The organism is Legionella brunensis, assembly GCF_001467025.1.
In the GTDB taxonomy this organism is placed as follows: Bacteria; Pseudomonadota; Gammaproteobacteria; order Legionellales; family Legionellaceae; genus Tatlockia; species Tatlockia brunensis.
In genome coordinates this window covers 367,907-393,790 of record NZ_LNXV01000004.1, presented here as the reverse complement: position 1 = coordinate 393,790, position 25,884 = coordinate 367,907, and the positions used below count along the sequence as shown (strand labels likewise).

Below are 25,884 nucleotides of genomic sequence, written 5' to 3'. Positions count from 1 at the left end.
CAATCTTTCTGATCAATGAGGAGTTCGTGCTTCCTTAATATTAAGCTGCGTAGGAAAATGGTTTTTATCAATGGCTAATTTTTCAGCTAAAGAAGATATTGCTTGCTGAAAGGTGTTAAAACTTTGTTGCAATTCTTTATCAATACCATTCAAAACAAAAGCATTTTGTAAAAAATGTGTTGCTTTTAATGAAGCCAAAATTTCTCGTGTTAAAAATTGTGAATCCAGGTAATTAAGTTCTTTCATCACGATGGAGAAATATTTACTCATTATTTCAAAGGCATGATTTTCATCCTGTCGTAATCCAGTTGATGTAACTGCAGGTTTGGTTTTATGTAATAGATATGATTGATGGTGAGAGTTAACTTTTCTTATTGCTCGCATGAATGTCCCCTTTTATATTTTGATTATTCGCGAAATCCTTTTCTATGCAACAATTCAAGTATAGATCATTGCTCTCATTTTTTATTCAAGATAAAAGAATATTGCAGAAAATTACGATTTTCTTATTATTGTTTTACGTAAAAATCGCGCTGGTGATAACGCTTGTATTAACGTGCGCGGTAGAAAAAAAGGCTCGTTATTAATTAAAGAAGCCAACCATTCTGCAGCCAAAGGCACAGTAGTTAAACCTCTAGAGCCAAAGCCTGCACAAAGATAGAGTCCTGGATAATAAGCACCAGGAAATGGTAGCCAACGTTTTGCATTGCTCTTTAGGGTGGCAAATCGTTGGTAAAACTCTAGCTCCGTAGGGACTGGTCCAACTACCGGCAAGTAATCGGTTGTAGCTCCTCTTATTCCCGCCCAATTGCTTTTAAGCTCTTTAGACCAAGCTAACTGCGCTATTTTTTCGAGACGAACTAAATTTTTTTGATCATCTGTTACATCATGCGTCTTATCAGTCGAGCCCAAATGATAAGTTGCCCCAATTGCATGGGTTCTATTGTGCGCAGGCAAAACATGTCCATCACCGCATAAGGGAATTTTTAATTTGTCACTGGCTTCATTGCTTTCAATCTGCGTCATTTGACCGCGAATTGGTTTTATTGGTAAGTATTGAGTTTGCGGAAACTGAGCAGCCTGATAGCCGTTTGCAATAATCAAAACATCAGCAGTATGGGCATCAGCATGCCACAGTTCTTGTTCGAAATTTAACTCCTTTATGATGGTCTTAGGAACGAATTGAATGCCAGGATATTGCGAAAGCAATTGGCATAATGTTTGAGAGTTTAACCAACCTGAAAGAGGAATAAATAAACCATTAGTTTTTAGTGGTACACCCGCCAATTCAGACGCTTGTTCATTATTGACTAATCTCCCTAATTCCGGATACGCAGAGAGCCATGAGTCCAGGCTAGCTTGGGCCAAAGTCTCTTTCTCATTAAAAGCCAATTGTAATATTCCTGATAACTCTCCTAGCGGATATTCTGCTAGTAGCCTTTTATAATAACGAGTGGCAAATAAAAATGCCGCTAACATAAACTGCGTGAGTGGCGACTGATAAGAAGATAATTTGGGATATAAAACTGCTTGCTCATTGCCTGAAGCACCACAACCCACATTATCTTCGGCATCAATCAAAGTAACCTGCCAATGACGTTTAGCCAACGCATTAGCTGCATAGCAACCAGCAAGCCCAGCGCCTAAAATAATCGCTCGTTTATGAGTTGTTTTTGTCAAAGTAGTTGCATGCCAGGGTGTGATACGGAACTTTGCTCGAATAGACCCTTGTATCCCTTTAAAGTTTGCAACGATCATATCTCGCTTTCTGCCAAAACCTTTTACCTTGCTAACAAGAAAACCCATCATTTCTAAATTTTTTTTCACCAAGCTTGCAGCAGAAAAAGTAGCTAATGTAGTACCTGGCTTAGATAATAAACCGATCGTATGGAATAAATTTTCAGACCACATAGCCTCATTTTTAGCAGGAGCAAAACCATCTAGAAACCAAGCATCAACGTGATTGCTTCTTAATTTACTCTCAAGTGGAGCATCTCCACATATCAAAAGCTCATTAAAGCAAGATATAGCATCCCCTAGCATCAATGTTAAATTGACGCGTCCCTCAGCAAATGAGAGATGATGAAATCCAGGGGTTAAAATAGGATAATCAGCCAATAATGATTTGGCTTGCTCCTGAAGCTCAGGCCATAAATTTAAGCATCGAGCCAAGTCAGTTTTTGTTAAAGGGAATTTTTCACAACTAATAAAATATAAGCGAGTCGATGCAGGCGCGTATTTTAGCCATAAAGACCATGTTAGAAGGAAATTTAGACCACTACCGAAACCAGTTTCGGCAATTATGAAAGCATCACTTGATAGTGCCTGCCAACGTTCAATTAGCCTATTTCCCGTTACAAAAACATGCTCTGTTTCCTGCAAACCACCTTCGGTCGAAAAGTAAATATCATCAAATTTAGTAGAAAACGGCAAACCATCGCGCCATGATAGATTTGCCGTTTCAATAGGAACAAAAGGAGTACTCACACATCTCACTCATTAAGCCATTGCAGAAGCTGTCTCGCTGGACAGGTTGCTTTTTTTGTCATTAATCCACGTGCGTAGTCTTGGGACCAATAAAAAGAGCAAAAACGATGCAGCAATTGCATACAAACCAAGATTTAAAAAAACATCACTATAGCCAGCATTAGTTGCCAAAGGTAAATTGGTTTCTTGTCCAGCAGTCATCCAATTGGAACTATAACTTGATAAAGTAGCCCCAACCCCCATAGCCAACATCCACATCCCCATCATTACCCCTTGCAGGGAACTAGGAATTAATGCCCCCACCATTGCATAACCAATTGGTGAAATTAAAAGTTCGCCTGCACTTTGCAATATAAAACTCACAACGATCCAACCAGGATTAACCATTCCAGCGGCATCGGCCCTAGAAATTCCAAGTGGCAGCAAGGCAAAAGCCAGGCCAATTAATAGCAGTGCAAAGGCAAATTGTGTGGGTATATTAACCTGAATTCCTCGTGAACGCATGCGATTTAGAATAAAACTCAGCACTGGTCCACCAATGACAATACAGATTGTATTAATATTCTGGAACCATTGTGGTGGGATAATCATTACACCCCAGTGACGCTGTACATTATTTTCAATAAAGTGTGTTAATCCCATCGGGCCAATCTGATAAAGAACCCAAAATACTGTGCTCACCATCATTAACGCAACAAAAGCAAGCATTTTCTCACGTGCATCGCGGGACTGTTGTTGTAAAGCTAAAATTGTAGCTATGGCTAGCATCACAGCCCCCACGACCAAAATCAATTTATTTGCCCAATCGGCAAAATGAATGAATTGACTGAGTAAGAAAGGAAGCCCTAAGACAAGCGCAATACCACTTAAAACAGCACGCTTCTTTTGAAGCATTGGAAGACGGCTGTACACCGTCTTTTGATCGCCCAAATCATGCCAAAAATATAAACATATAAAAACAGCGACTAAATTTCCTAAACTACTCAATAAAAATAATCGATGATAATTTTGTGATAATTGAAAATATCCACTTAAAGTAAAGCCTATTAAAAAGCCAATATTCATGCCTGCATAGTTCCACAGAAAAGCACTTTCACGGCGATTATCTTGCGGGCTAAAGCGTTGCGTAAGCATACAATTGATACAAGTAACATTAAGACCACTGCCGGTCAAAAAGAAACCTAGACCGTAATAGAGATAGCTTTCATTTTCCAAAGCTAATAAAAAACAACCTACTATTTGGGCTAACATACCGAAACAAAAAAGAGCTCGATTTGATAAAAAGCGCCCACCACAATAGCCTCCAAGAAGGTGCAAAGCAAAGTTGGCTGCAACAAAAATCCCTGTAATGCTATTTGCAGACGGCGCTGACATTCCTAGTTTTTTTGTCATGTATAAGACTAAGGTTGAATAAAGCACACTAAAGCTTAAAGTCGAAAAAATCTGAATGAAGAATATTGCAACAGTACCCTGAGGCAAACCACTCCAAACTGCTTTTTTGCTATCAACTTTAGACATTAGATGCCATCCTTTGTTAGCTTAGTTTCTTCGAATATGACATGCAATTTTTTAACTGTCTACGGTCCTTTTGCAGAAATCTCTGTAATAGATAATCTTCTTACAAAAACCATCATTTTCTTTACACTACAGGCAGTTTCTTTACAATTTTATTTGCAATTTTATATTTACGCTTGATGTGCTGTTGACATTTGCTTTTACGAAGCGAAAATGTCATTGCTTTTAGATCAAATTTTAGCTTTGATGAGATTTTTTTTAGCGAATTCAGACTAAAATTTAAAACAACTCAGAGGACATTGTCCTGAAAAAAACTCTGTAACTCAGACAGAATAGAGGTTTGCATGCATAAAAAGATATATCTAACGGGGATTGAAAAGCGACCTGGAAAGTCTTTTGTTTCTTTAGGGTTTTTATCACTACTTAAGGAGCAGCAGGCATCACTACGATGCTTTAAACTGTTCTCTGAGTCTGATGAGTCTCAAATCCCCTTGCTTGAAGGAATCGCAAATGAATCTCTGAAACCGTTAATGAATATTAATGAAGCGATAGCCCTCATGCGTACACAACCCGCGGATCTTGCTTCTGCCGTTCTTGAGGCAACGCAAATTACCCAAGATTGTTCTTTAAGCTATTTTGAAGGAACCGACTTTGAAAGCGACAATGATGTTTTTGAATATCAATTTAACTTGATGATGGCTTATCAGCTTAACTGCGATGTGGTACTGGCGGTTTCCGCCAAAGATAGAACTTTAGAGCATACAATTTCACTGTTAAATAATGCCATTGAAATTGGTAAAAAAAACCATGTCCGAGTTGTCGGTGTGATTATAAATCGCATTTCCAGCATGCAGGAAACAGAGGCACTTGAACTTTTTCATAAACAATTGCCGAAGCTTCCTTTCATTGCCGTTATCCCTGAGTTTGAACAATTGGCCAATCCTTCCGTGCGTGATGTTGCTCTTAAGTTACGCGCTGAAATTATTTGTGGTGAGAAAGAGTTGCATCGTCCGGTACGCCAATTTACCATCGCAGCCAAAACAATAGGCAATTTTTTGGAATCACGCCTCGATCGAAATGGAATGTTAATTATCACTCCTGATGATAGGATTGATATTCTTCTAGGCTCACTCTTAGCAGACCAATCCGCCTATTATCCTAAAATCGCAGGTATCATTTTAACTGGTGGAGAAATGCCAGGGCCTGTTATTCGAGAAATTCTTGCCGGCTTAGAGCACCCTTTTCCTGTGTTATTAACTCGACTTAAAACTTATGAAACAGCAACTGCCTTATTTTCTGCAAAATTTAGCTTAACCAAGGCTGATCCGGTTAAGGTCAATAAAGCAATAGACTCCATGAGACCTTATCTTGCCAAATCAGTTCTTAAACTGCTTAGCGACAAACTACAACAGCCGCGATTAAGTCCTGCGGTCTTTTTGTATGAAATCAGTAATAAAGCCAAGCAATTTAAACAACATATCGTTCTTCCCGAGGGTGATGATTCACGTATACTGATTGCTGCAGACTATCTATTAAAACGAGGTATTGTCAAAATTACCTTACTAGGGAAACCTGAAAAAATTCATCTTTCAGCAAAGCGCCTTGATTTGGATTTACCGGGTGTCTCTATTATTGATATTGAAAAATCCAGCCAAAAAGAAAGCTATGCAAAAAAATACTTTGAACTCAGGCAACATAAAAATGTCAATTTGCCTATCGCTAGGGAGCGCATGACAGACTTAAATTATTTTGCCGCAATGATGGTTTTTTGCGGGGATGCTGATGGTATGGTTTCAGGTGCAGCACATACCACTGCAGACACAGTGCGTCCAGCATTAGAGATTATCAAAACAAAGCCAGGCATTAACAAAGTTTCTTCCATTTTTATTATGTGCCTACCTTCGCGTGTTCTGATTTATGGTGATTGTGCTATCAACCCAGAACCTGACAGTCAAACTTTAGCTGAAATTGCAACGCAGGCAGCACAAATTACTAAAAAGCTTGGTATTATCCCAAAAGTAGCCTTGTTATCTTATTCTTCAGGTGATTCGGGTAAGGGGGAAAGTGTCGAAAAAGTTGCTAAAGCAATGGAGTTAGTGAAACAATTACAACCTGATTTGATAGTTGAAGGACCAATTCAGTACGATGCTGCAGTCGACCCTGAAGTTGCAGCCAAAAAACTCCCTAATTCTAAATTGTCAGGCGATGCTAACGTCCTTATATTCCCCGATTTAAACACTGGCAATAATACTTACAAGGCAGTACAGCGGGAAAGTGGTGCCCTAGCAATTGGTCCTGTTTTGTTGGGTTTAAATAAACCTGTCAATGACTTGAGCAGAGGGTGTACACCTCAAGACATTATTAATACGATTCTTGTCACCGCTATACAGGCACAAGGGGAAAAATAATGAATGTTTTAACTCTAAATGCTGGCAGTTCATCGATCAAGTATAAAGCGTTTAAGGTTGATAACCAGCAAGTAGAACCTTTGGTATTTGGATTAATTGAAGGAATCGGTGAAATTGAAAGCCAGTGGCATCATACTAATAACAAAGGTATTAAAGAATCCTATAAATCTTCGTTTCACGATCATAAAGAAGCATTTGACGCATTGGCAACTAAACTAAAGCAAGATTTGAGTAAATATCCTATTCAAGGTGTAGGCCATAGGGTTGTTCATGGTGGTGAAGAATACTATTTGCCGACCATTATTACACCCGAAGTACTAGAAAAAATACGTAAACTGTCACAACTTGCTCCTATCCATAATCCAATTAATGCTTTGGGGATTCAGTTTGCCCAACAGCATTTCCCTCACGCCCTGCATATTGCGGTATTTGATAGTGGGTTTCATCACAGCATACCGCCACATATACATCAATATGCTATTAACATGGATGTTGCTGAACAGTATCAAATTAAGCGTTATGGTTTTCATGGCATTAATCATGAATATGTTGGTAGAGCTGCCGCTGCTTATCTTAATAAACCTTTTGATAAATGTAATTTTATTACTCTTCATTTAGGTAATGGAGCTAGTGGTTGTCTTATAAAGCAAGGACAATCTTTTGACACAACCATGGGTATGACTCCACTTGCTGGCCTTATTATGGGCACACGTTGTGGTGATATTGACCCCGCTATCCCCTTGTATTTGCAATATCAAGGCATGAGTCCAAAAGAAGTTGATAACTTGCTGAATAAGCAAAGCGGACTTAAAGGTATTGCTCAAGAAAATGATATGCGTAGACTCATCGAACGTGCATTAGCAAACGATACCATGGCAAAGCTCGCTCTGGATATGTATGTTTATTCTTTACAGAAAACAATAGGCGCCTACAACTCACAAATTGCTCAATTAGATGCTCTTATTTTCACTGGTGGCGTGGGAGAAAATGCGGCTTTGATTCGTGAAAAAACACTTGCCCCCCTTAAGCATCTGAACTTTGAAATAGATATGGCAAGAAATGAGAAACGCAGTGATGAACATTGCCGAGATATCTCTGCTAATAGCAAACCTATCTTGGTTATCAAGGGGGATGAAGAGGCATTAATCGCACAAAAAGTAGAAAATATTGTCATTAAATTGCTTTAAGTTTAGTAAAGTAATCTTTTACTAAACTATCTTTACCGTCCCGCGGATTGTCCGCGGGAAGAACTCCTAACTGAAGCGCAATAACTCTTAAGCTTAGGTAGCAATAGAACTTGGAGGAACAAGTCTGTAATTTTTGGCAATAAATTCATTTTTTATTACTATTACCTGCTCTCGTTTTAGACGAGCACCGTACTGCCCCACCACTGCGGTAGCCGCTTTATTGGCTAACATTGTTGCCAACTGGGGCGCATAACCGTGAGTTATCGCATACAGATAAGCGCCAGCAAACATATCGCCCGCCCCAACACTATCAACCGCTTTAATCGGTGAAGTAGGAATTGAAAGAATTTCTCCATCAATAGCCAGAATGGCACCAAGACTGCCACAAGTCACAATTAGATGTTTTGCTAAAGGTTGTAGTAATGCGATAGCGGCTTCTAAATTATGTGTGTCCGTAAATAACAAGGCTTCTTCTTGATTACAAAATAAAAGATCAACATGATCATCTATTATGTTTAATAATTCATTTTTAAAGTAACGAACTATATTAGGATCTGACAATGTTAGAGCGACTTTGGTGCCCGTCTTTTTTGCATGACGTTTCGCTATTAACAATGCATCACGCGCAGAAGGAGATGTAACAAGATAGCCTTCCAGATATAAATACTCTGCAGCAGTTATTGCTTCTAAGTTTAATACTGTAGGGCATAAAGTCTCAGATATTCCCAAATGAGTATTCATCGTACGCTGAGCATCATCTGTTACTAAAACGAGGCATTGTCCTGTCACTCCTGGTGATAGAGTTTGTGCGTCTAAGTTGCAATCAATCCCTAAAACAGATAACTCGCTCATGAATAGCTGGCCTGCATCATCATTTGCTACCTTACAACTGTAGAAACCAAGACCACCAAATTGACTAAGTGCAATCATACTATTGGCAGCAGAACCACCGCAGCCACTATGACAAAATGTCCCTTGTAAGGCTATTAGTAAACGTTGATGAGTCGCTTCATCGGTTAGGGTCATAACACCTTTTTCAATATTTAAGGTTTGTAAAAGTGCATCATCAACTTTTGCATCACTATCTACTAACGCATTACCTATGCCATAAACATGATATTTTTTCATTAGACGCCAACCCTCTTAATGGTTGCCAAAACTGACTCAGCTGCCTCAAGCGTTAAGCGAATTTCTTCTTTCTGATGAGCACTTGACACAAAACCAGCTTCATACATTGAAGGAGCAAAATAAACCCCCTTATCAAGCATACCATGGAAAAATTGCTTAAATAGTGCTTCATCTGAAGATGCAACATCATTGTAATCCTGGACTTGCTTTTTAGCGTTAAAGCAAAAACCAAACATTCCCCCCAACGAAGCGTGACAAAAGGGAATATTAAAAGACTTAACAACATCCGCTAGACCGCTAATCATAGCTATTGTATTTTTGCCAAGATTTTCGTAAAAACCAGGTTTTTCTATTTCCGTAAGTGTTGCCAAACCAGCTGCCATTGCCAAAGGATTTCCTGACAATGTTCCCGCCTGGTAAACAGCACCCTCAGGGGCTAAATGACTCATAATTGCAGCTTTTCCACCTACAGCGCCAACCGGCATTCCTCCACCAATTACTTTTCCAAGGGTTGTCAGATCCGGGATAATATTAAACAAAGCTTGAGCCCCGCCTAAAGCAACTCGGAATCCTGTCATTACCTCATCAAAAATTAAAAGTGCATTGTTGCTATCACAAAGATCACGTAGTCCCTGAAGAAATCCTGGATTAGGAAGCACAAAACCCATATTTCCAGCTACAGGCTCGAGAATAATCGCTGCAATGTCCCCAGAGTATTGTTCAAACAATGCAGCTGTTTGTTCTAAATTATTAAAATCTGCCGTAAGCGTATGCTCAGTAATACTTGCAGGAATCCCAGGCGTTGAAGGAATGCCTAATGTTAGTAGGCCAGAGCCGGCTTTAACTAACAAGCTGTCATTATGACCATGATAACAACCATTGAATTTTATAATCTTATTTTTTCCAGTGTAACCACGTGCCAAGCGTATGGCTGTCATCGTAGCTTCAGTTCCTGAGTTAACCATGCGTATTTTTTCGATAGCAGGCATAATCTTAGTTATTTTTTGAGCAAGTCTTACTTCGAGTTCGGTTGGCGCTCCAAAACTCATACCACTATGCAATACTTCACTGACCGCATTAATCACATTTGGCTCGCAATGGCCAAGAATTAATGGCCCCCAGGAACCAACATAATCAATGTAATGTTTGTTATCTGCATCAATTAAATAAGCACCTTTTCCTTGTTTAAAAAAAACTGGACTGCCTCCCACTCCTTTGAAAGCGCGGACAGGTGAATTAACGCCGCCAGGAATTACAGCTTGTGCCTGGGCAAACAATTGTTGAGAAATCGTCATGACTACTCCATCGCCTAAAATCTAATATTCTATCTCTTTTTGCCGATAGTGACAAAAATTGTAGCAGAGCCATACTTTACATTGTTGAAAGCAATCGCTAAATTAGGCCCTTTAAATTTAGAGTAAACAGAAATGCAAGAGTACAAGCGATATATTTGCGTCATTTGTGGCTTCATTTACGATGAAGCAGAAGGATGGCCTGAGGATGGGATAGAGCCTGGAACCCGTTGGGAGGATGTGCCTGAAAACTGGTTTTGTCCCGACTGTGGTGCAGGCAAAGAAGATTTTGAAATGATTGAAATGGAATAATTTAAGATCATACCCTCTCTTCCCTTTTAAAGAGGAAGAGAGAAGTATCAAAATGGCTTAACAACTACCAATAATACAATACCCATCAAAAATAGTGTGGGTAGTTCATTGAAAAATCTATAAAACTTCGAGGTCCTGATATTTTTCTCTTCAGAAAACTGCTTTCTAAAATACCCACAGCACAAATGATATATCCACAATAAAAAAACCAAACCAAGCTTTGCATGCATCCATCCAGCTTTTAAGTAATACGAGGGATCGTAAGTGAGGAGTATTAATCCCAGTGCGGTAGTAATAATTGCAGAGGGCCAGGTAATGCCATAATAAAGCCTTCGTTCCATTATTTTGAATCGTTCAAGGCTGATGTTATCAGTAGTTTGTGCATGATAAACAAAAAGGCGTGGAAGATAGAAAAGGCCAGAAAACCAAGCAACCATTGCAATGATGTGAAAAGCTTTAATTGTTAACATGACTAAAACCTACTGTTTCCGTTTATGTTGCTTAGAGCGCCTAAGAAGATTAAGCATCTCGACTCCCAGAGAAAAACCCATCGCAAAATAAACATAGCCACGTGGAACGTGAAAATGAAAACTATCTGCAACCAAGACCATACCAATTAGAATTAGAAAACTTAACGCAAGCATTTTAACAGTGGGATGTTTATCAATAAATCGACTTACTGGTTCACTTGCATAGAGCATCACCAAAATCGCACAGGTGATTGCAGTAGCCATGACCCAAAAATGATTAGTCAACCCAACAGCAGTTAATACGCTATCTAAAGAAAAAATAATATCCATTAAAGCAACCTGGATTACCACCCCTTTGAACGTCACTGCTTTCGTTGCAGACGATGTCAAATCTTTAATATCGTCGTCTTCCCCTACTTCGTAATGAATTTCTTGCGTTGCCTTTGCTATTAAAAAAGCACCTCCTGCCAAAAGAAATAAATCACGCCCAGAAAAAGAGAAGTCACCAAAACTAAGGAGCGGTTTTGTTAGCCTAACTAACCAAACTGCTGAAGCTAACAAGAGCAGACGGGTTATCCAAGCAAAAGTTAACCCCCATCGCCGAGCATATTTTCGTTGCTCTTTGGGTAATTTCTCTGTCAGGATGGATAAAAATACCAAATTATCTATCCCCAATACTATTTCTAGGGTAGTGAGTGCCAAAAGACTTAAGATAACATCTAAAAATTCCATTTTGCCGCTTTATTTGTTATTTAAAGTCCTTATTGTCTACTGTAATGATAAAAAGGTAAATAATTCACTTTTCTACTATCCTAAGCTATAATAGTGCGGCGTTAGATAGGCTATCACAGGTGACCACAATAATTAAATTAATCAAAAAGCTGTTACGTAAATCCAGGACTAGTCATCCACCAGTGGATGTCAGCTACATTGTCCCCCGCACTCAGCATAACGTTTCAAAAACAGACATTAGTGTTAATGCGCTTAAAGTTTTAAACCGCCTAAATAGTGCCGGATTTCAAGCTTACTTAGTTGGTGGTAGCGTTCGAGATCTCTTATTGGGTAAAGCACCTAAAGACTTCGACATTGCAACCAATGCTACTCCAAATCAAATAAAAAAATTATTCCGTAACGCCCGTATTATAGGTCGGCGTTTCAAATTGGTTCATATTATTTTTCATCGTGACATTATTGAGGTAGCAACCTTTCGTGGAAACAGCGAAGCCGAGAACGAAACATTTGAAACTCAGTTGACAACTAATGAGCGAGGAATGCTTGTTCGAGACAATGTTTACGGGACACTTGATGAAGATGCCTGGCGTCGTGATTTTACAGTCAACTCGCTTTACTACAATATTGATGATGCTTCAATTGTAGATTTTACAGGGGGAGTTGAAGACGTCCACAATCGTCTATTGCGTATTATTGGCGATCCAGTCACCCGGTATCAAGAAGATCCCGTCCGAATGCTGCGTGCTATTCGCTTCAGTGCTAAATTACATTTTAAACTTGCTACTGAAACTGCTGCGCCTCTGCCTCAGTTGAGTCATTTAATTAGGCACGTATCAGGTTCGCGCCTGTTTGATGAAATGACGAAATTATATCAATGTGGGGAAGCTGAAACAGTGCAACGCTTACTTGTAGAGCATGGCTTGTTCCCTCATCTTTTTGAACAAACAGCAAATTTATTATCTGGCGACTATCCAGTAAATGCCTTACTCGGCATAGCATTGGAAAATACCGATACGCGTATTCGGGATAGTAAGCCAGTTACTCCAGCCTTTCTTTTTGCTGTTCTACTTTGGTTTCCCTTAAAAGCTCGCGCTGTTTTTCTCCAGGAAAAAGAGGGCATGGATCCCTTGCCCGCCTTGGAGAAAGCAATGTCTGAAGTTATCGTTGAGCAAAATAGAGTTATTACAATTCCCAAACGCTTTAGCCAAGTAATGCGAGAAATATGGTTATTACAATTCCGCTTCCCCAAGCGTTATGGTGGTCGAGCATTTAATTTATTACAACATCCAAGGTTCCGTGCTGCCTATGATTTTCTCGCCTTACGAGCTTTAGCTGGTGATGAATCCCTTGAGTTAGCACAATGGTGGACAGCCTTTCAAGACTCTAATGAAGCGGAACAGGTAACAATGGTTAAAGCGCTCGTTCCCCAGTCGTTGCCCCAGAAAACGCGAAAACGACGTAAACCTAAAACCACCACAGCTTCAGAATGAATCTTTGCTATCTAGGCCTAGGCAGCAATTTGAAATCGCCTGAGCGACAGTTAAGAATCGCACTAGCAGCTCTTCGTAAATTGCCATCCACAAATTTGCTTAAAGTAGCAACACTTTATCGGAGTCACGCTTGGGGAAGAAAGACCCAACCCTGTTTTTTCAATACCGTGGCCATTGTCCAAACAACCCTAACGCCATATGAACTACTTTCACATTGCCAAAAAATAGAACAGAAACAAGGACGAGTACGGCATGTTCATTGGGGAAGTAGAACCATAGACATCGATATTTTATTGTATGGTTCGTTAAAAATGCAGTCAAAAAAGCTTTCCCTACCTCATCCACGAATTCATTTAAGAGACTTTGTTTTTATACCCTTGCTCGAAATCTCCACTAAGCCAATAAAAATTGGCAGCCTGCTTTTAACTGAACTCATTCAGCAAAGTAACCATTGTGTGACCATTAAACCCAGCTTATAAAATTTAAGCTAAACTTATTATCAGTAAATCAAAAATTGAGGTATAAGTGCGAACTATCGTTGACAATGTACCCCCTCCTTTTGTCTTCTTGTTCATTGCCTTGATTTTTATAGGCGCGAGCTGGTTTATATTTTTCCTGAAAAAGAAATCAATCCAGGATACCAAGCCTCCTAGCGGTCTTTTGGCAGGTATTTTAAGTGGCTTTTATAGTATCTTTTTAGGCTTTATCATTTACCTTCTTTGGAGTGATTATCAAGATGCTAGATTAGTTGTTGTTGATGAGACTACCAAATTGTACGTTATATCAGAAAGTAGCAAAGATTTTCCCCCTCAAGTCAGCAAACAAATCAAAGAGGATTTAATCAATTATATTTCAATCGTAACTCATGAAGAGTGGCATGCAATGAGGACGGGCGATGAAAGTTTTAAGGCTCACAAAGCAATTGATAAAATTTACGATACCTTACTTAAATATCGTCCTGATAATAGCGTTTCTCTACTATTTTACGACAAAGCACTTACCTCCCTTAATGCTGCCATTGAAGACCGTAGTCATCGGATTAATATGCTAAATGTAGCTATCCCCGTAGCCTGGTATTTCGTAATCTTTTTTGGTGCCTTTGCGCTTCTTGTTATGAGCATTTTTTTATTAAAGGACACTTTTATTAACGTTATAATGCATTTACTTTTTTGTATTTTTTTAGCCTTTTATGTCACAGCAGTTATCGTCTTAAGCTTCCCCTTTTCAGGTATGATTTCAGTCTCGAATGAACCACTGAAAAAATTATTAGTGCATATTAATAGTGAATAAATCTCATATCGAGTTCACAGACCAGAGTTTCCTTTCACCTCAAACGAAGGAGCTACTTCCTTCTCTTCTGATTTTTGTGCCACACTAGCGAAAAAGGTACTATGGTTGCTAGCCATTGTTATTGTTTTTTCTTCTTTGTTAGCTTCCTCGAGGTTTGCATTTTTAGCAACAATAGATTGTAGTTTCTCTTTTTGCGCTTTACTCATAAAAGGTAGCAGCTACTCAAATTGATTAAAAAAAGTAAATTCCTGTCGATTATCAAGAGCTGCTTTCCTGCGTTCTTTACCATCTTGGGGTAGCGACCCCACCTGTGTCAGAATTTACAGTTTGACGTCTAAGTTTGTTCTAAAACCGTAAACTCTCCCACATCATCTATTTCTGGTTGATCAAAAGCAATATCGGTAAAATCAAATGTTTATGGGGTAAAAGGATATATGAGTTAATCGATTTCGTGTAATCAGTTTTAGTTGCCTGACGCATTGGCAAATTAACGGTATCAACAATAATTTAGATTAATCGCGTAAGAATCGTGTAATCGATTTTGAGTTGCCTGAAAAAGCGTTGAAGTCGTTTAACGGGAACTCACTTCCGCTTTCGATGCAAAAGCCACTGCTATTTCACTTAAATTGACCGTGCGAACTACAAATAACGCAAGTAACAGCCGTGTAAAACAATCTAATCTGGCCTTGTTCCAAGGAAGATTTTCACATAATGTTCTCTTCAATTCGCTGATTTTATTCATATAATCCTCTTTTTGGGCGAAAATAATTATATAAAATGTCTTAAAATCAGTGAGTTATTTCTTTTCTACGCTTCTTCTTTCAGAAATTGTCCTCTCCAAAGCAAATTGAATACAGGCCTTTGGAAATCCCTACTCTATTATTAATAAATAAACTGGTTTTGAAAGCGATCTATTTTCTTATATAATTCCATGCCAATAGTTAACAAGGATATTTACTATGCCGCAGTTTTTTAAAAAGAAATTGATACATCCAGTTGATGTAAGCCCTATAGTTCAACCAGTACAGGATTATATTGTTGAAGAAAAAGCTGTTGTTATTAAAGAATTAGAGAAAATTAAACAAAAGCTACACAATTTAACTGTTGAAATGACGAATGAGGAACTTGTAAGTGAATCTCAAAAAGATCCTAAGAATACAAAAAATTCTGATAAGAATCGTCATGATCAGCAGTTTAATGAGATATTGGAGTTAATGAGAGAGTTTTCTGTTACATTGAAAACATATAATGATGTAGTGGTGAAAAGAGTCAATAAAGTTTGTGAAGATTTACCCGCTAAGATTGGCTATATAAGAAGTCATCACACTATAGAAGCCTTAAGGTCTGTGCATGACTTTTTAACCGAATCACAAATGCATATAAATAATGCGGCTCGTCTTTTATTAGTAGATAATGCTAAAGAAATTGTTAGGCTACAAGAGGTTGAGCATAGCAGTTCCTCTTGTATCATAATTTAACAACCGCACCAAGATTTTGAGAGATTACCGTTAAATAAGCTCGCGCAGATGCTTCTGGCAATCGCTCGCCTCTTTCCCATTTTTTGAGAGTACGAACACTGAAACCAAACTCTTCTGAAAATTGCTGTCGGCTCATATGTAGTTTTTCCTAATTTCAGCAACATCTACCTGAGCCGGCACATTAACTTTATGAGTTTTATGGCCATTTTTTTGACCTTTTGCGTACTCCAGGGCCTTCATTGCACCCTGAATTAAACTTTTTCCTACATCACTCATGAGAAGTTCCTCCATAAGTATCCACAATATGTGCAATAATTGTTTTCAATAAATTTCGTTCTTGTTGCGAGAGTTTTGCTTTTTGATTTTTCCCATAAACTGTAAAGAGAAAAATTGGCATCTGCTGATTATGATAATAGTAAATTATCCTCACACCACCACTTTTCCCAGTATTAGCATCAGAAGCCCAGCGCTTTCCTCGCACCTCCCGTTCCTACGATCAAATCCCCTTTCTCTGCGATAAAATCAATAAATGACTTTCTACAGGCTTCATACATACAAATTACTGCTTGTTTAAAAATTCTGGAGTCTCTACTACTACCTGTCATGTTTTTGTTGTTTTCATAATTGTATAACAGCCCCAATGGAGTTATTTTTAAACCCCGTTGGTATGATTTTATTCTATGGTTATATAACTTATAATAAATTGCTCTCTAATTAGTGAAAGATCAACTACACTTATGCGTAACAGACTGTCGTTCAGTGAGGGAATCGTGTACACATCTATTTTACACGCAACGGATCTGAGTGAAAATCACTTTGACATTTGCAAGCAAGCCTCTGAAATTGCCCAGAAATTTGAAGCCAAGCTTTATTTACTCCATGTCATCGACCCACCAACCAGTTTGCAACTGGCCCAAAGTCTAGGATTTGCAGAGCTTGCCAATCCAGTCAAAGATGATGCTCAAACTGTGATGAGTATACTAGGAGAGGCACTTAATATTCCTTTAGAACAACAATTTGTTGAGGTAGGCCCCCTCAAAATACATATTCTAGAAAAAGTGAAAGCATTAAACTGTGGCTTAATTATTTTAGGAAGTCATACTCCAAGTGCGTTACCTGCTTTTCTTGGAAGTACCGCCTATGCCATGCTTCACCATGCACCTTGTGATGTATTAACCTTACGTACAACCCCACCCATCGAGCGTGTATAAAAGATTGAATTGAAAAGACCAGAACTTATTAAAGGAAAAGTTATCCCTGTGAAAAGCAGGGATAACCTTTATTGCTTGTGAAAAAATTGTGATGAATCCACAAATCTATAGAAAAGTTATTTTCTTTTCACTCGTTTCATCAGACGTTTTTTCTTTTTAATTTGTCGAGTTGTTAATTTATTTTTTTTATCTTTGAAAGGATTAACACCACCTTTAAACTCTAGCTTCAATGGTGTCCCTATTAAACCTAGATGAGTGACGAAAGCGTTTGTAATATAACGTTTGTAGCTATCAGGTAGAGACTCAAGTTGATTCCCATGAATCACAATAATTGGAGGATTATGTCCTCCTGCATGTGCATATCGCAGCTTGATGCGACGTCCTTGCACCATTGGTGGTGTATGTTGATTAACAACATCCTGTAGCAAACGAGTTAACTTAGGGGTTGAAAATGTCTGCATTGCAGAAGCATAAGCTTGCTCGATGTCTTTAAATAATAAGCCTACTCCACTACCATGCAAAGCCGAGATAAAGCGAATTTTAGCGAAATGAACAAAATGCAACCGACGCGATAGCTCCGCACGCACATGCTCTTTATGTTCTTCCTCTAAGCCATCCCATTTGTTAACTGCGATCACCAACGCTTTGCCCGCTTCAATGATGAAGCCAAGCAAATGCATATCTTGCTCTGTCAAGCCTTCCTTAGCATCTAATAACATCATGCAAACATGGGACTCTTTGATTGATTGCAAGGTTTTGATCACAGAAAATTTTTCAACCTTTTCCTCAACACGGGCACGCCTCCGAATCCCGGCTGTATCAATTAGAATGTAGGGTTTCTCATCCCTGGTAAAAGGGATAGAAATACTATCGCGAGTTGTTCCAGGCATATCATAAACAACCACTCGCTCTTCACCTAAAATGCGGTTAATTAATGTAGACTTTCCTACATTAGGTCTGCCAACAAAAGCTATCTTAATTGCTTTATTATCAGATTCTTCTTCAACTACTGGCTCAAACGTCGCTGTCAACGTACTGAGCAGTGTATGCATACCCCGTCCATGAGTGGCAGAAATAGGATGTATTTCACTAAATCCTAACGTCTGGAACTCAGAGCAGGCTACCTCTTCATCCAGCCCATCTGTTTTATTAACAACAAGATAAATAGATTTGTTTGTTTTTCGCAATTGCTGCGCAATGTTCTCATCTATTCCTGTTAGCCCCGCTCTACCATCCACTAAAAATAAAACTATATCAGCCTCTTCCAAGGCTACTGCAGATTGTTTAGACATCAACGCATCGACAGCCAAGTCATCGACACCAACACCACCCGTATCGATAACAATAAAGGGCTTCTCGTCAAAATATGCCTGTCCATACTGCCTGTCACGAGTCAAACCAGGGAAATCAGCGACCAAAGCATCTTGAGTACGCGTTAATCGATTAAATAAGGTTGATTTCCCCACATTAGGGCGCCCAACAAGAGCAATAACAGGAATCATTAAATTAACTCACAGAAAAACGGTTTAACTTGCCATTGTTAGTCATGACATAAATATTATTATTGGAAATAGACGGAGCAGTCATTATAGGGGCACTAAGCTGGGCTCGGGAAATCAAATCGCCGCTATTTTTTGCAAGCACATGTAAGAACCCTGTTTTATCGCCTACAATTACACGATTCCCCATTAAGACAGGCTCTGTAAGTCCGCGAGCTTTTAATGCTACTTGTTTCCAATTGACTTGACCATTTTGTCGATTGATAGCCCAAACAACATCATCACTATCTGTAAAATACAACGTATCACCATCAATAGTCATATTTTTATACACAGAGGCCGGTTTGCGCCATATAAATTGACCGTCGGTAAGAGATAAAGCCCCTACATATCCTTGATAGCTGGCAAGATAAGCCACATCGCCACGAATTATTGGATCAGCATCGATATCAACCAAGCGCTCAACATCGCTAGAACCACTCGCATATGCAATACTACGCTGCCAAACTAGATGACCAGTTTGTAGATCAACGGCATCCATTTTCCCATCAGAATAACCAACCAAAACCAACTTACCAGCAATGACTACAGGAGATGAGCTAGCTTTTAAAATCAGGCTCGGTGCACCATGCTCAGAAACCCAGAGCGTTTCTCCAGAAGCGATATTCAAAGCATATAAATTGCCGTCGATAGTTTTGGCAATAACTTTGCCATTTGCAATAATTGGTTTGGATAAAGCTTCACTAGAAACTTTTGCTTTCCATAACTCTCTACCATCGTTTTGTTTTAGCAACACGATAGTTGAGGAATCTGTACCTAACGCCACAGAATCTGCCGAAACGGTGGGACCGCTAACTATGCCATCTGTCAATTTTTTAGACCAAAGCAATTTCCCGCTTGACTTATCGACAGCCTGAACCAAACCATTTGCATCGGCTGTATAAATCACGTTGCCAACAATTTCAGGCTTTAATTTTAAATTGCCATTCATTTTTGCGTTAAGAGGAACTGACCATTTTTCCTGCAAAGCTACTTTAGATTTGATTGGTTTCAACTCACTTGGCGTAGGAGTATTGTCTTTACCCAGCATGTAGTTATCAATATGATTACATGATTGTAATAAAACAGAAACAGCGAGAACTAGGATTTTCTTATTCATATGCAACATCGACCTCTTAAGCAGCTTGGAGATTGCCGTCTTCTCTTCTCATAGATTGAGTGAGAGCAGCTAACTCATTAGTTTTCATTTCAAGAAAAAGATTCCCCATTCCATTGGTACGTACTTCCGTGATGGCTTCCTTATAAGAATTAATTGCTTGCTGATATTTACCAGTAGCTGCATAAATATCTCCTTTAAGCTCATTCACTACAGGCATATAGGTAGCATCATCAACTGTGCTTAGTGTGGCCAGAGCTTTATCATAAGCTTTTTCCGCCGCCAAGAGACGAGCAATTCGAATTTTAGCAACTTGCTTTAGAGCCATCATTTTTGAGTTATTTGCTACGTACTCCAAAGATTCTCGAGCTTTAGCATATTTATCATAATTTATGTAGAGCTTAGCTAGCGTCAAACGAGCAGCATCAGCATAAATGGTTTGTCCATAATCATTAATTAACTCGTTGGCATAAGAACGTACACTTTTATTATCCTGATTAGAAAATGCTACCATTAAATGCTCATAGGCATTGGATGCCTGCATACTTACTTTATATTGATGCCAAGTCCAATATTTATAACCAGCAACAATCAGCAACACCACCGAAAAAAGTACTGTAATAATAGTATTATTTTTTTGCCACCATTTTTTTATTGCTTCTAACTGTTCTTCTTCTGTCATATACACTGACATATTAATCTCCTACTACCGTCGCGGGCGTGTTACAAAAGTCTACTAAAAATCGCAGCTTTTGCCTCACTTTTAGCGAATTTGAAGACAAGCTCTAAGAGAGTCTTGTAAATACTTGACTAATTCCTGTTGAGGAATAGTTACTTGTTCTTCTTGCTTACGCAAGTTTTTTATACCTATCATATTAGTCTTTACTTCATCCTCTCCTAGAATTAGCGCAAATTCTGCTCCACTTTTATCTGCCTTTTTAAATTGGCTCTTAAAACCGCCACCTACGGTGTTAGTGATAATTTCCCAATCTGAATTAACATCTCGTAAGACTTCTGCAAGTGACAACGCTTGCTGCATAGCTTCATCACCCGTAGCAATAAGAAATACTGAGGGCCCTTTTGGGGAGTCTAACGATAGATTTAATGTTTCGAGCAGTAAAAGCAAACGTTCAGCACCCATCGCAAACCCAACTGCAGGCGTGGGATTTCCACCCAATTGTTCAACTAATATATCATACCGCCCACCTGCACAAATCGTTGCCTGACTACCCAGTTTATCGGTGACCCATTCAAAAACAGTATGACCATAATAATCTAAGCCACGAACTAAAAAAGGATTTATTGTATAAGGAATCCCAAGTTTGTTTAAACCATCACAAAGATCTTCAAATCGTTTTTCACTATCAGCACCCAATGAATCACTCAATTGCGGAGCATCTTTCAGCAAAGCTTGCATATCAGGATTTTTACTATCCAAAATCCTTAAAGGATTTCTATCTAAACGGCGCTTGCTATCCTCATCTAATTTATCGAAATGGGTTTTAAAAAAATCAACAAGCTTATTACGATAATTATGGCGCTCACTCAATTCACCTAAGCTATTAATTTGTAGCTGAACGTACTTATCAATTCCCAACAGCCCCCACAATCGTCGACATAAAGCTATTAATTCAAGCTCAATAGCAGCTCCACTGATACCAAGTGCTTCCACACCAAATTGATTAAACTGTCGATACCGACCCTTTTGAGGTTTTTCATGACGAAACATAGGCCCCATATACCAAAGCTTTTGCTGTTGATTATGTAGCAAGCCATGCTCTAGACAGGCACGTAAACAGCCTGCAGTCCCTTCAGGTCTCAAAGTTAAGCTATCACCGTTTAAATCGGTAAAGGTATACATTTCTTTTTCAACGATATCGGTAACTTCACCTATAGAACGCTTAAACAACTGTGTGCTTTCGACCAAAGGAAAACGAATTTCCTGGTATCCATACTGCAACATACAACGGATAAAACTTGTCTCTAATTGTCGCCAAAAAGGTGTATCTTGGGGCAAAATATCATTCATGCCCCGTACTGCTTGAATTCTATCAACCACCGTGAGTCTCCAAGGGGGTCAGTTGACCTGTACTGCTAGAAGATGAAAACATGGTTTGCATCTTTGAAAGATCTGTTAAGCGGATATCAGGATCACTTTTACTTGCTGTGACTTCGTTTGGCGTACTTTTTGTAGTTGCAAGTTCCTGCGTGTCCCTGTTTTTCTGCCACCATACCCCTACAGCAACTAGAGCGCCAATAGCTATTAGACCAGTTAGCCAGCGCACAAAGCGCTCTCCTTTATTTGATTCACGCTTGCTTTGCCATAGCGCTTTCTCCAATTTTCTTTCTGATGTGTGCATGCTATTAAAAGCTACTAGCAAAGGCTCTGGTGAAATACCAAGAAGTTTGGCATAAGCACGTAAATACCCTTTAATGAAGACAGGCTCAGGCATTTGTTGGTAATTATCAGATTCTAATAATTCGATAATTCTGACTCTTAAATGTAATTTACCGGCCACATATTCCTGACTATATCCTCTTTTTTCGCGTACTCGTGCTAATTGCACACCAGGTTTTTCATGGCTGTCATTTTGAACTTCATCCATTGCTACTGTTGTATTCATTTTTTGCTCCGGTATAGTCCGTGAAATTATTTAGTCGACTCAGACGTTTTTTATAATCAAGTTCTATGCTTGGTTTGCCTGCTTGATGAGCAGAATTAATTGCCATAGCAAGTAAAGTTGGATCATTTGAAGAAAGATCTGCATATTTCTGTAAGTACATTAATGCCTTACCGGCATGTTTTTGCTTAAGTTCGATTGTCGTTAATTCATATAATGATTGTTTTCTTCTTGGGTCTTGTTTTAAAGCCTTCACAAAATATCTTTTAGCTTTAGCATAATCAGGAATAGCAGCCACACACAATCCGGCATTTTCATATGCTGCGGCCGTATAAAGATAACGAACATCTTTTACAGCCCTTAAGAAATAACTTTCTGCCTCAGAATACTTACCAAGCCGACATAAAAAAGTACCGTAGTTATTCAACTGAGCACCACTATCAGGGGCTAAGGATAAAGCTTTATGGTAATAGAGCTTGGCTTGTTTGATATTGTCAGTTTTTTCCAGATAATATGCCATAGCAACATTTACATCAGCAGAATCAGGCGCCAAATCCAAAGCTGTTAACAATTTTCGTTTAGCTCTAGGCATATCACCTTGTTTTAAATAAGCCATTCCCAGTTGGGTATTATAGGCAGCAGCACTTGCCTTTTGTGAATTCTGAACAGTTTGGTCAGTCTTCGTTCCTATATTGTGTTGGCATGCTGATAACAATATCAAGCTTAAAAATGGTAAAAAGCGCAATAAATTCAACACATTCTTCACATGGCGCAAAAAAGATGGATTATTATAACCGTGACGTAGGAATTTAAAAAGAGTTATGTATTTTTTTCAACAGTTTCATTGGTGAGGTACTCTCGTTAGTATTCCCATTAAAAGAAAAATTGCGGGCAAAACCCCTTTAAATCAAAGCATTGGAAACACTCTGTTGGCAATGTTTTCCATCAGCCGCTTACTTTTCTGCAGCTTCTTTTGTCTCTTTTAAGGGCACAAAATGTAATTTTTGCCATCTTGCTGAACGGCTAGTGCGATCTTTTACATCACCAGCAAGCTGCCCACAAGCAGCATCAATATCATCGCCGCGAGTTTTCCTGGTAATCGTGTTGATTCCCTTCGCCACTAATCTATCACGAAAAGCATCTATGGTTGCTTGCGAAGAGCGCTCGTATTGCGTTAATGGAAAAGGATTGAATGGTATGAGATTAACTTTTGCAGGCACATCTCTTAGCAATTTTATAAGTTGTTCGGCATGTTCAAGTTGATCATTAACACCCTTTAGCATGACATATTCAAAAGTTACTCGTCGCTTCGGCTCATTCTTAAAATAGGTTTTACATAGAGCCATAAGCTGGGCTAAAGGATATTTTTTATTGATAGGGACAAGTTCATTGCGTAACTCATCATTGGGTGCATGCAGCGAAACGGCAAGCGCAACAGGGCTTACTTCACGTAGTTTTTGAAGCTCAGGTAGGACACCTGAAGTGCTCAATGTAACTCGTCGCTTTGATAATCCATAGGCAAAATCATCCATCATAATATCCATGGCTGCTACAACATTATCAAAGTTCAACAAAGGCTCTCCCATCCCCATCATCACAACGTTAGTGATTCGTTTATCATGAGCTCCTTGCTCTTGTGATAACTCTCTGACAGCCAACCAGACTTGTCCAATGATTTCTGAAGTGCTTAAATTCCGGTTAAATCCTTGCTTGGCAGTTGAGCAGAAGCTGCAGTTCAGTGCACAACCCACCTGAGAAGAAACACATAAAGTTCCCCTATTTTTTTCAGGTATAAACACTGTTTCAATGCAGTTACCACAGTCCAGTTTTAACAACCACTTATGGGTTCCATCAGCGGATTTTTGACAAGTTATAATTTCAGGTAGGCGAATTTCAGCCATCTGGGTAAGTTTTTCGCGTAGCACCTTACCCAGATTACTCATTTGAGAAAAGTCATGAAAACCGGCCTGATGAACCCATTGCATCACTTGCTGCGCACGATAGGGCTTGTCACCAATATCACTAAAAAAATTACGCATTTGTTGATAATTAAAGTTCAACAGGTTTATTTTCTGACTCATTTCTCAACCTCTACAACAAATTATCTTTTGCAAATTTCATGAGGCTCAAAGAAAAATGCTATTTCTTGGGCAGCTGTTTCGGCGCTGTCTGAACCATGAACAGCATTCGCATCAATGCTATCAGCAAAATCAGCACGAATAGTACCTGGGGCAGCCTCTTTAGGGTTAGTTGCCCCCATTAATTCACGATTTTTTGCAATAGCGTTTTCACCTTGCAGAACCTGAATCATCACAGGACCTGAAATCATGAATGAAACTAAATCGTTAAAAAAAGGACGAGCCTTGTGAACAGCGTAAAAACCCTCAGCTTCCTCACGAGAAAGGTGAGCCATTTTAGCAGCAACAACATTTAAGCCTGCCTTTTCGAAGCGAGAATAAATTTGCCCAATCACAGATTTAGCCACCGCATCAGGTTTGATAATTGATAACGTTAACTCGTTTGCCATAGCGCACTCCAATTACATAGATTAAAAGGGCAACATTATACACGATATAAGAGTTTGCTGGCTAATTAAATTCACTTTCCAATTCTCTCCACTTTTGAATCTACTGTCATTGCTACAAAAACCCTATAAATCTTCAACGAGCATTAGGTCTTTTTTACTTAACTTTGCTCACCAATCGCTGTATCAAAATAAAGCGATGCACGATTTTCCTCAGTTTGCGCCGGATCAGCACGATACTCAGGAAGTAATTTAACTAAGTCGTTGGTCTTTAAAATTAGATCATAAAATCTGGTACGAAACTCCCTCAAAGAAGCAGTCATTGCCGCTATTTTATCAATAAAATTTGTTAGAGTTTCTTCCGTTTGCATCATAAACTCTCGAAGCTTAGCTATTTGATCTACAAATATTTGTCTTAAATCACTGCTAAGATGTTGATTGATTATTTTTTCAACCCGTTCCCAACTCTCCCCCTTAAGACTTACCCCTGACTCTTTCGTGAAATCCTGCATAATCAATAAGATATTGATTGCTTGAACTATTGAAATTTCACCAATAAAAATTTGCTGAGCTTGCAACCCTACTTTAATTTTCTTGGCTGCAGCTAACAAAACTTTTTGCCATTCGTCCGCTAATTTAATAAGGCTACGCTGGCTTTCAGCAATGAGATTACTATGAGCTAGCTCTTGGTCATGAAACTCTGTACCTATTTTTACCAAAACTTGTCTCTCATTTTCGAGATCCTCACGAGTGCCTCCACCAGGAGACTCTTCGCTCTTAGTTGTTTCACCGGATAGTAAATAATCAATAAACAATTTTTGAGCATAAACTTGATAGTCATGGGCTTGCTGTAAAATTATCCCATTTAATACATTTTTTAGCGGTACACGCATTAGTTGGTGATAAAAAGTATTTGGACTTTTTATCGCACTAGCAAGATCTTCCTGCTGAAGTCGTATCTTATAGCGCTCTAAAATTCGCTCGGCTGTAATTAAACCATAGGTCGACAGCCACTCCGATAAATCATTTTCTACTTCTTCGCTCATTATTCACCCAATATGATTTTGCAACAGTCTGTGATATA

At 38.9% G+C, this 25,884-nt stretch carries 29 protein-coding genes; 8 read left to right on the top strand and 21 right to left on the bottom strand.

Annotated elements, in window-relative coordinates; all coding sequences use genetic code 11:
* Positions 1–12: 12 nt before the first annotated feature.
* From Lbru_RS03405 to Lbru_RS03395, 3 genes are all read right to left on the bottom strand, one after another.
* Entirely contained in the window at positions 13–384 is a 372-nt protein-coding gene (locus Lbru_RS03405) for a hypothetical protein (protein WP_058440767.1), read from the bottom strand.
* 111 nt (positions 385–495) lie between these two features.
* On the bottom strand, positions 496–2,487 hold the full coding sequence (mnmC, locus tag Lbru_RS03400) for a bifunctional tRNA (5-methylaminomethyl-2-thiouridine)(34)-methyltransferase MnmC2/FAD-dependent 5-carboxymethylaminomethyl-2-thiouridine(34) oxidoreductase MnmC1 (protein ID WP_058440766.1): 1,992 nt from the start codon (positions 2,485–2,487) through the stop codon (positions 496–498).
* A gap of 12 nt (positions 2,488–2,499) precedes the next feature.
* Entirely contained in the window at positions 2,500–4,005 is a 1,506-nt protein-coding gene (locus tag Lbru_RS03395) for a peptide MFS transporter (protein ID WP_058440765.1), read from the bottom strand.
* A 341-nt stretch (positions 4,006–4,346) separates the two neighbouring features.
* Here Lbru_RS03395 and pta point away from each other — a divergent pair, with 341 nt between their 5' ends.
* Positions 4,347–6,410 (top strand): phosphate acetyltransferase, encoded by a 2,064-nt coding sequence (gene pta / locus Lbru_RS03390; RefSeq protein ID WP_058440764.1) that lies wholly within the window; start codon positions 4,347–4,349, stop codon positions 6,408–6,410.
* Positions 6,410–7,597 carry an acetate/propionate family kinase gene (locus tag Lbru_RS03385; protein ID WP_058440763.1) on the top strand — a complete coding sequence of 396 codons (1,188 nt, stop codon included), beginning with the start codon at positions 6,410–6,412 and terminating at the stop codon, positions 7,595–7,597. Before pta ends, Lbru_RS03385 begins: the two co-directional genes overlap by 1 nt.
* 93 nt (positions 7,598–7,690) lie before the next feature.
* Here Lbru_RS03385 and Lbru_RS03380 read toward each other — a convergent pair whose 3' ends face one another.
* Together Lbru_RS03380 and hemL are read right to left on the bottom strand one after the other, a co-directional pair.
* Complete coding sequence (locus Lbru_RS03380) at positions 7,691–8,725, bottom strand: adenosine kinase (RefSeq protein ID WP_058440762.1); 1,035 nt, start codon at positions 8,723–8,725, stop codon at positions 7,691–7,693.
* Complete coding sequence (gene hemL, locus Lbru_RS03375; protein ID WP_058440761.1) at positions 8,725–10,020, bottom strand: glutamate-1-semialdehyde 2,1-aminomutase; 1,296 nt, start codon at positions 10,018–10,020, stop codon at positions 8,725–8,727. The genes Lbru_RS03380 and hemL overlap by 1 nt, the downstream gene beginning before the upstream one ends.
* Before the next feature lie 132 nt (positions 10,021–10,152).
* On the opposite strand from hemL, the gene Lbru_RS03370 reads away from it, so the two are divergent.
* Positions 10,153–10,329, top strand: coding sequence for a rubredoxin (locus Lbru_RS03370; RefSeq protein ID WP_058440760.1), 177 nt, complete (start codon positions 10,153–10,155; stop codon positions 10,327–10,329).
* A gap of 47 nt (positions 10,330–10,376) precedes the next feature.
* Here Lbru_RS03370 and hemJ read toward each other — a convergent pair whose 3' ends face one another.
* Together hemJ and Lbru_RS03360 are read right to left on the bottom strand one after the other, a co-directional pair.
* Positions 10,377–10,799, bottom strand: a complete 423-nt coding sequence (hemJ, locus tag Lbru_RS03365; protein ID WP_058440759.1) for a protoporphyrinogen oxidase HemJ — start codon at positions 10,797–10,799, stop codon at positions 10,377–10,379.
* Positions 10,800–10,808: 9 nt separating this feature from the next.
* Complete coding sequence (locus Lbru_RS03360) at positions 10,809–11,531, bottom strand: TerC family protein (RefSeq protein ID WP_058440758.1); 723 nt, start codon at positions 11,529–11,531, stop codon at positions 10,809–10,811.
* Positions 11,532–11,659: 128 nt separating this feature from the next.
* Here Lbru_RS03360 and pcnB point away from each other — a divergent pair, with 128 nt between their 5' ends.
* From pcnB to Lbru_RS03345, 3 genes are read left to right on the top strand one after another with little or no spacing between them, the layout of a single operon-like run.
* Positions 11,660–13,021 carry a polynucleotide adenylyltransferase PcnB gene (pcnB, locus tag Lbru_RS03355; RefSeq protein ID WP_420795303.1) on the top strand — a complete coding sequence of 454 codons (1,362 nt, stop codon included), beginning with the start codon at positions 11,660–11,662 and terminating at the stop codon, positions 13,019–13,021.
* Positions 13,018–13,500, top strand: coding sequence for a 2-amino-4-hydroxy-6-hydroxymethyldihydropteridine diphosphokinase (gene folK, locus Lbru_RS03350; RefSeq protein ID WP_058440757.1), 483 nt, complete (start codon positions 13,018–13,020; stop codon positions 13,498–13,500). The genes pcnB and folK overlap by 4 nt, the downstream gene beginning before the upstream one ends.
* Before the next feature lie 46 nt (positions 13,501–13,546).
* Positions 13,547–14,311, top strand: a complete 765-nt coding sequence (locus Lbru_RS03345; RefSeq protein WP_058440756.1) for a bestrophin-like domain — start codon at positions 13,547–13,549, stop codon at positions 14,309–14,311.
* 14 nt (positions 14,312–14,325) lie between these two features.
* On the opposite strand, the gene Lbru_RS03340 is transcribed toward Lbru_RS03345, so the two are convergent.
* Complete coding sequence (locus Lbru_RS03340; protein WP_058440755.1) at positions 14,326–14,517, bottom strand: hypothetical protein; 192 nt, start codon at positions 14,515–14,517, stop codon at positions 14,326–14,328.
* A 365-nt stretch (positions 14,518–14,882) separates the two neighbouring features.
* Positions 14,883–15,053 carry a hypothetical protein gene (locus Lbru_RS17700; RefSeq protein WP_157061481.1) on the bottom strand — a complete coding sequence of 57 codons (171 nt, stop codon included), beginning with the start codon at positions 15,051–15,053 and terminating at the stop codon, positions 14,883–14,885.
* Positions 15,054–15,270: 217 nt separating this feature from the next.
* Between Lbru_RS17700 and Lbru_RS03335 the strand changes: the two genes are divergently transcribed.
* On the top strand, positions 15,271–15,789 hold the full coding sequence (locus Lbru_RS03335) for a hypothetical protein (RefSeq protein ID WP_058440754.1): 519 nt from the start codon (positions 15,271–15,273) through the stop codon (positions 15,787–15,789).
* On the opposite strand, the gene Lbru_RS17600 is transcribed toward Lbru_RS03335, so the two are convergent.
* The 3 genes from Lbru_RS17600 to Lbru_RS17590 are packed head-to-tail and all read right to left on the bottom strand — an operon-like array spanning position 15,779 to position 16,270.
* Positions 15,779–15,925, bottom strand: coding sequence for a helix-turn-helix domain-containing protein (locus Lbru_RS17600; protein ID WP_202967531.1), 147 nt, complete (start codon positions 15,923–15,925; stop codon positions 15,779–15,781). The genes Lbru_RS03335 and Lbru_RS17600 overlap by 11 nt on opposite strands.
* The gene (locus tag Lbru_RS17595; RefSeq protein ID WP_202967530.1) at positions 15,922–16,065 is read right to left on the bottom strand and encodes a hypothetical protein; all 144 of its coding nucleotides are present in this window, start codon (positions 16,063–16,065) and stop codon (positions 15,922–15,924) included. Before Lbru_RS17595 ends, Lbru_RS17600 begins: the two co-directional genes overlap by 4 nt.
* The gene (locus Lbru_RS17590; protein WP_058440753.1) at positions 16,058–16,270 is read right to left on the bottom strand and encodes a type II toxin-antitoxin system RelE/ParE family toxin; all 213 of its coding nucleotides are present in this window, start codon (positions 16,268–16,270) and stop codon (positions 16,058–16,060) included. The genes Lbru_RS17595 and Lbru_RS17590 overlap by 8 nt, the downstream gene beginning before the upstream one ends.
* Positions 16,271–16,559: 289 nt before the next feature.
* Here Lbru_RS17590 and Lbru_RS03320 point away from each other — a divergent pair, with 289 nt between their 5' ends.
* Positions 16,560–17,000, top strand: coding sequence for a universal stress protein (locus Lbru_RS03320; RefSeq protein ID WP_058440752.1), 441 nt, complete (start codon positions 16,560–16,562; stop codon positions 16,998–17,000).
* A 116-nt stretch (positions 17,001–17,116) separates the two neighbouring features.
* Here Lbru_RS03320 and der read toward each other — a convergent pair whose 3' ends face one another.
* The 9 genes from der to Lbru_RS03275 form a co-directional block, all read right to left on the bottom strand.
* Complete coding sequence (gene der / locus Lbru_RS03315) at positions 17,117–18,502, bottom strand: ribosome biogenesis GTPase Der (RefSeq protein ID WP_058440751.1); 1,386 nt, start codon at positions 18,500–18,502, stop codon at positions 17,117–17,119.
* 4 nt (positions 18,503–18,506) lie between these two features.
* Positions 18,507–19,658 carry an outer membrane protein assembly factor BamB gene (gene bamB / locus Lbru_RS03310; RefSeq protein ID WP_058440868.1) on the bottom strand — a complete coding sequence of 384 codons (1,152 nt, stop codon included), beginning with the start codon at positions 19,656–19,658 and terminating at the stop codon, positions 18,507–18,509.
* A gap of 16 nt (positions 19,659–19,674) precedes the next feature.
* Positions 19,675–20,349: a YfgM family protein gene (locus Lbru_RS03305; protein WP_058440750.1), complete on the bottom strand. Its 675-nt coding sequence runs from the start codon at positions 20,347–20,349 to the stop codon at positions 19,675–19,677.
* A 69-nt stretch (positions 20,350–20,418) separates the two neighbouring features.
* Positions 20,419–21,714, bottom strand: coding sequence for a histidine--tRNA ligase (hisS, locus tag Lbru_RS03300; protein WP_058440749.1), 1,296 nt, complete (start codon positions 21,712–21,714; stop codon positions 20,419–20,421).
* Positions 21,707–22,279, bottom strand: a complete 573-nt coding sequence (locus tag Lbru_RS03295) for a helix-turn-helix domain-containing protein (protein ID WP_058440748.1) — start codon at positions 22,277–22,279, stop codon at positions 21,707–21,709. Before Lbru_RS03295 ends, hisS begins: the two co-directional genes overlap by 8 nt.
* Positions 22,254–23,033: a type IV pilus biogenesis/stability protein PilW gene (pilW, locus tag Lbru_RS03290; RefSeq protein WP_058440747.1), complete on the bottom strand. Its 780-nt coding sequence runs from the start codon at positions 23,031–23,033 to the stop codon at positions 22,254–22,256. Before pilW ends, Lbru_RS03295 begins: the two co-directional genes overlap by 26 nt.
* A 196-nt stretch (positions 23,034–23,229) precedes the next feature.
* Positions 23,230–24,357, bottom strand: a complete 1,128-nt coding sequence (rlmN, locus tag Lbru_RS03285; protein ID WP_058440746.1) for a dual-specificity RNA methyltransferase RlmN — start codon at positions 24,355–24,357, stop codon at positions 23,230–23,232.
* A 20-nt stretch (positions 24,358–24,377) separates the two neighbouring features.
* Positions 24,378–24,803 (bottom strand): nucleoside-diphosphate kinase, encoded by a 426-nt coding sequence (gene ndk, locus Lbru_RS03280; RefSeq protein ID WP_058440745.1) that lies wholly within the window; start codon positions 24,801–24,803, stop codon positions 24,378–24,380.
* Between the two features lie 158 nt (positions 24,804–24,961).
* Entirely contained in the window at positions 24,962–25,846 is an 885-nt protein-coding gene (locus tag Lbru_RS03275) for a hypothetical protein (protein WP_058440744.1), read from the bottom strand.
* Positions 25,847–25,884 lie beyond the last annotated feature (38 nt).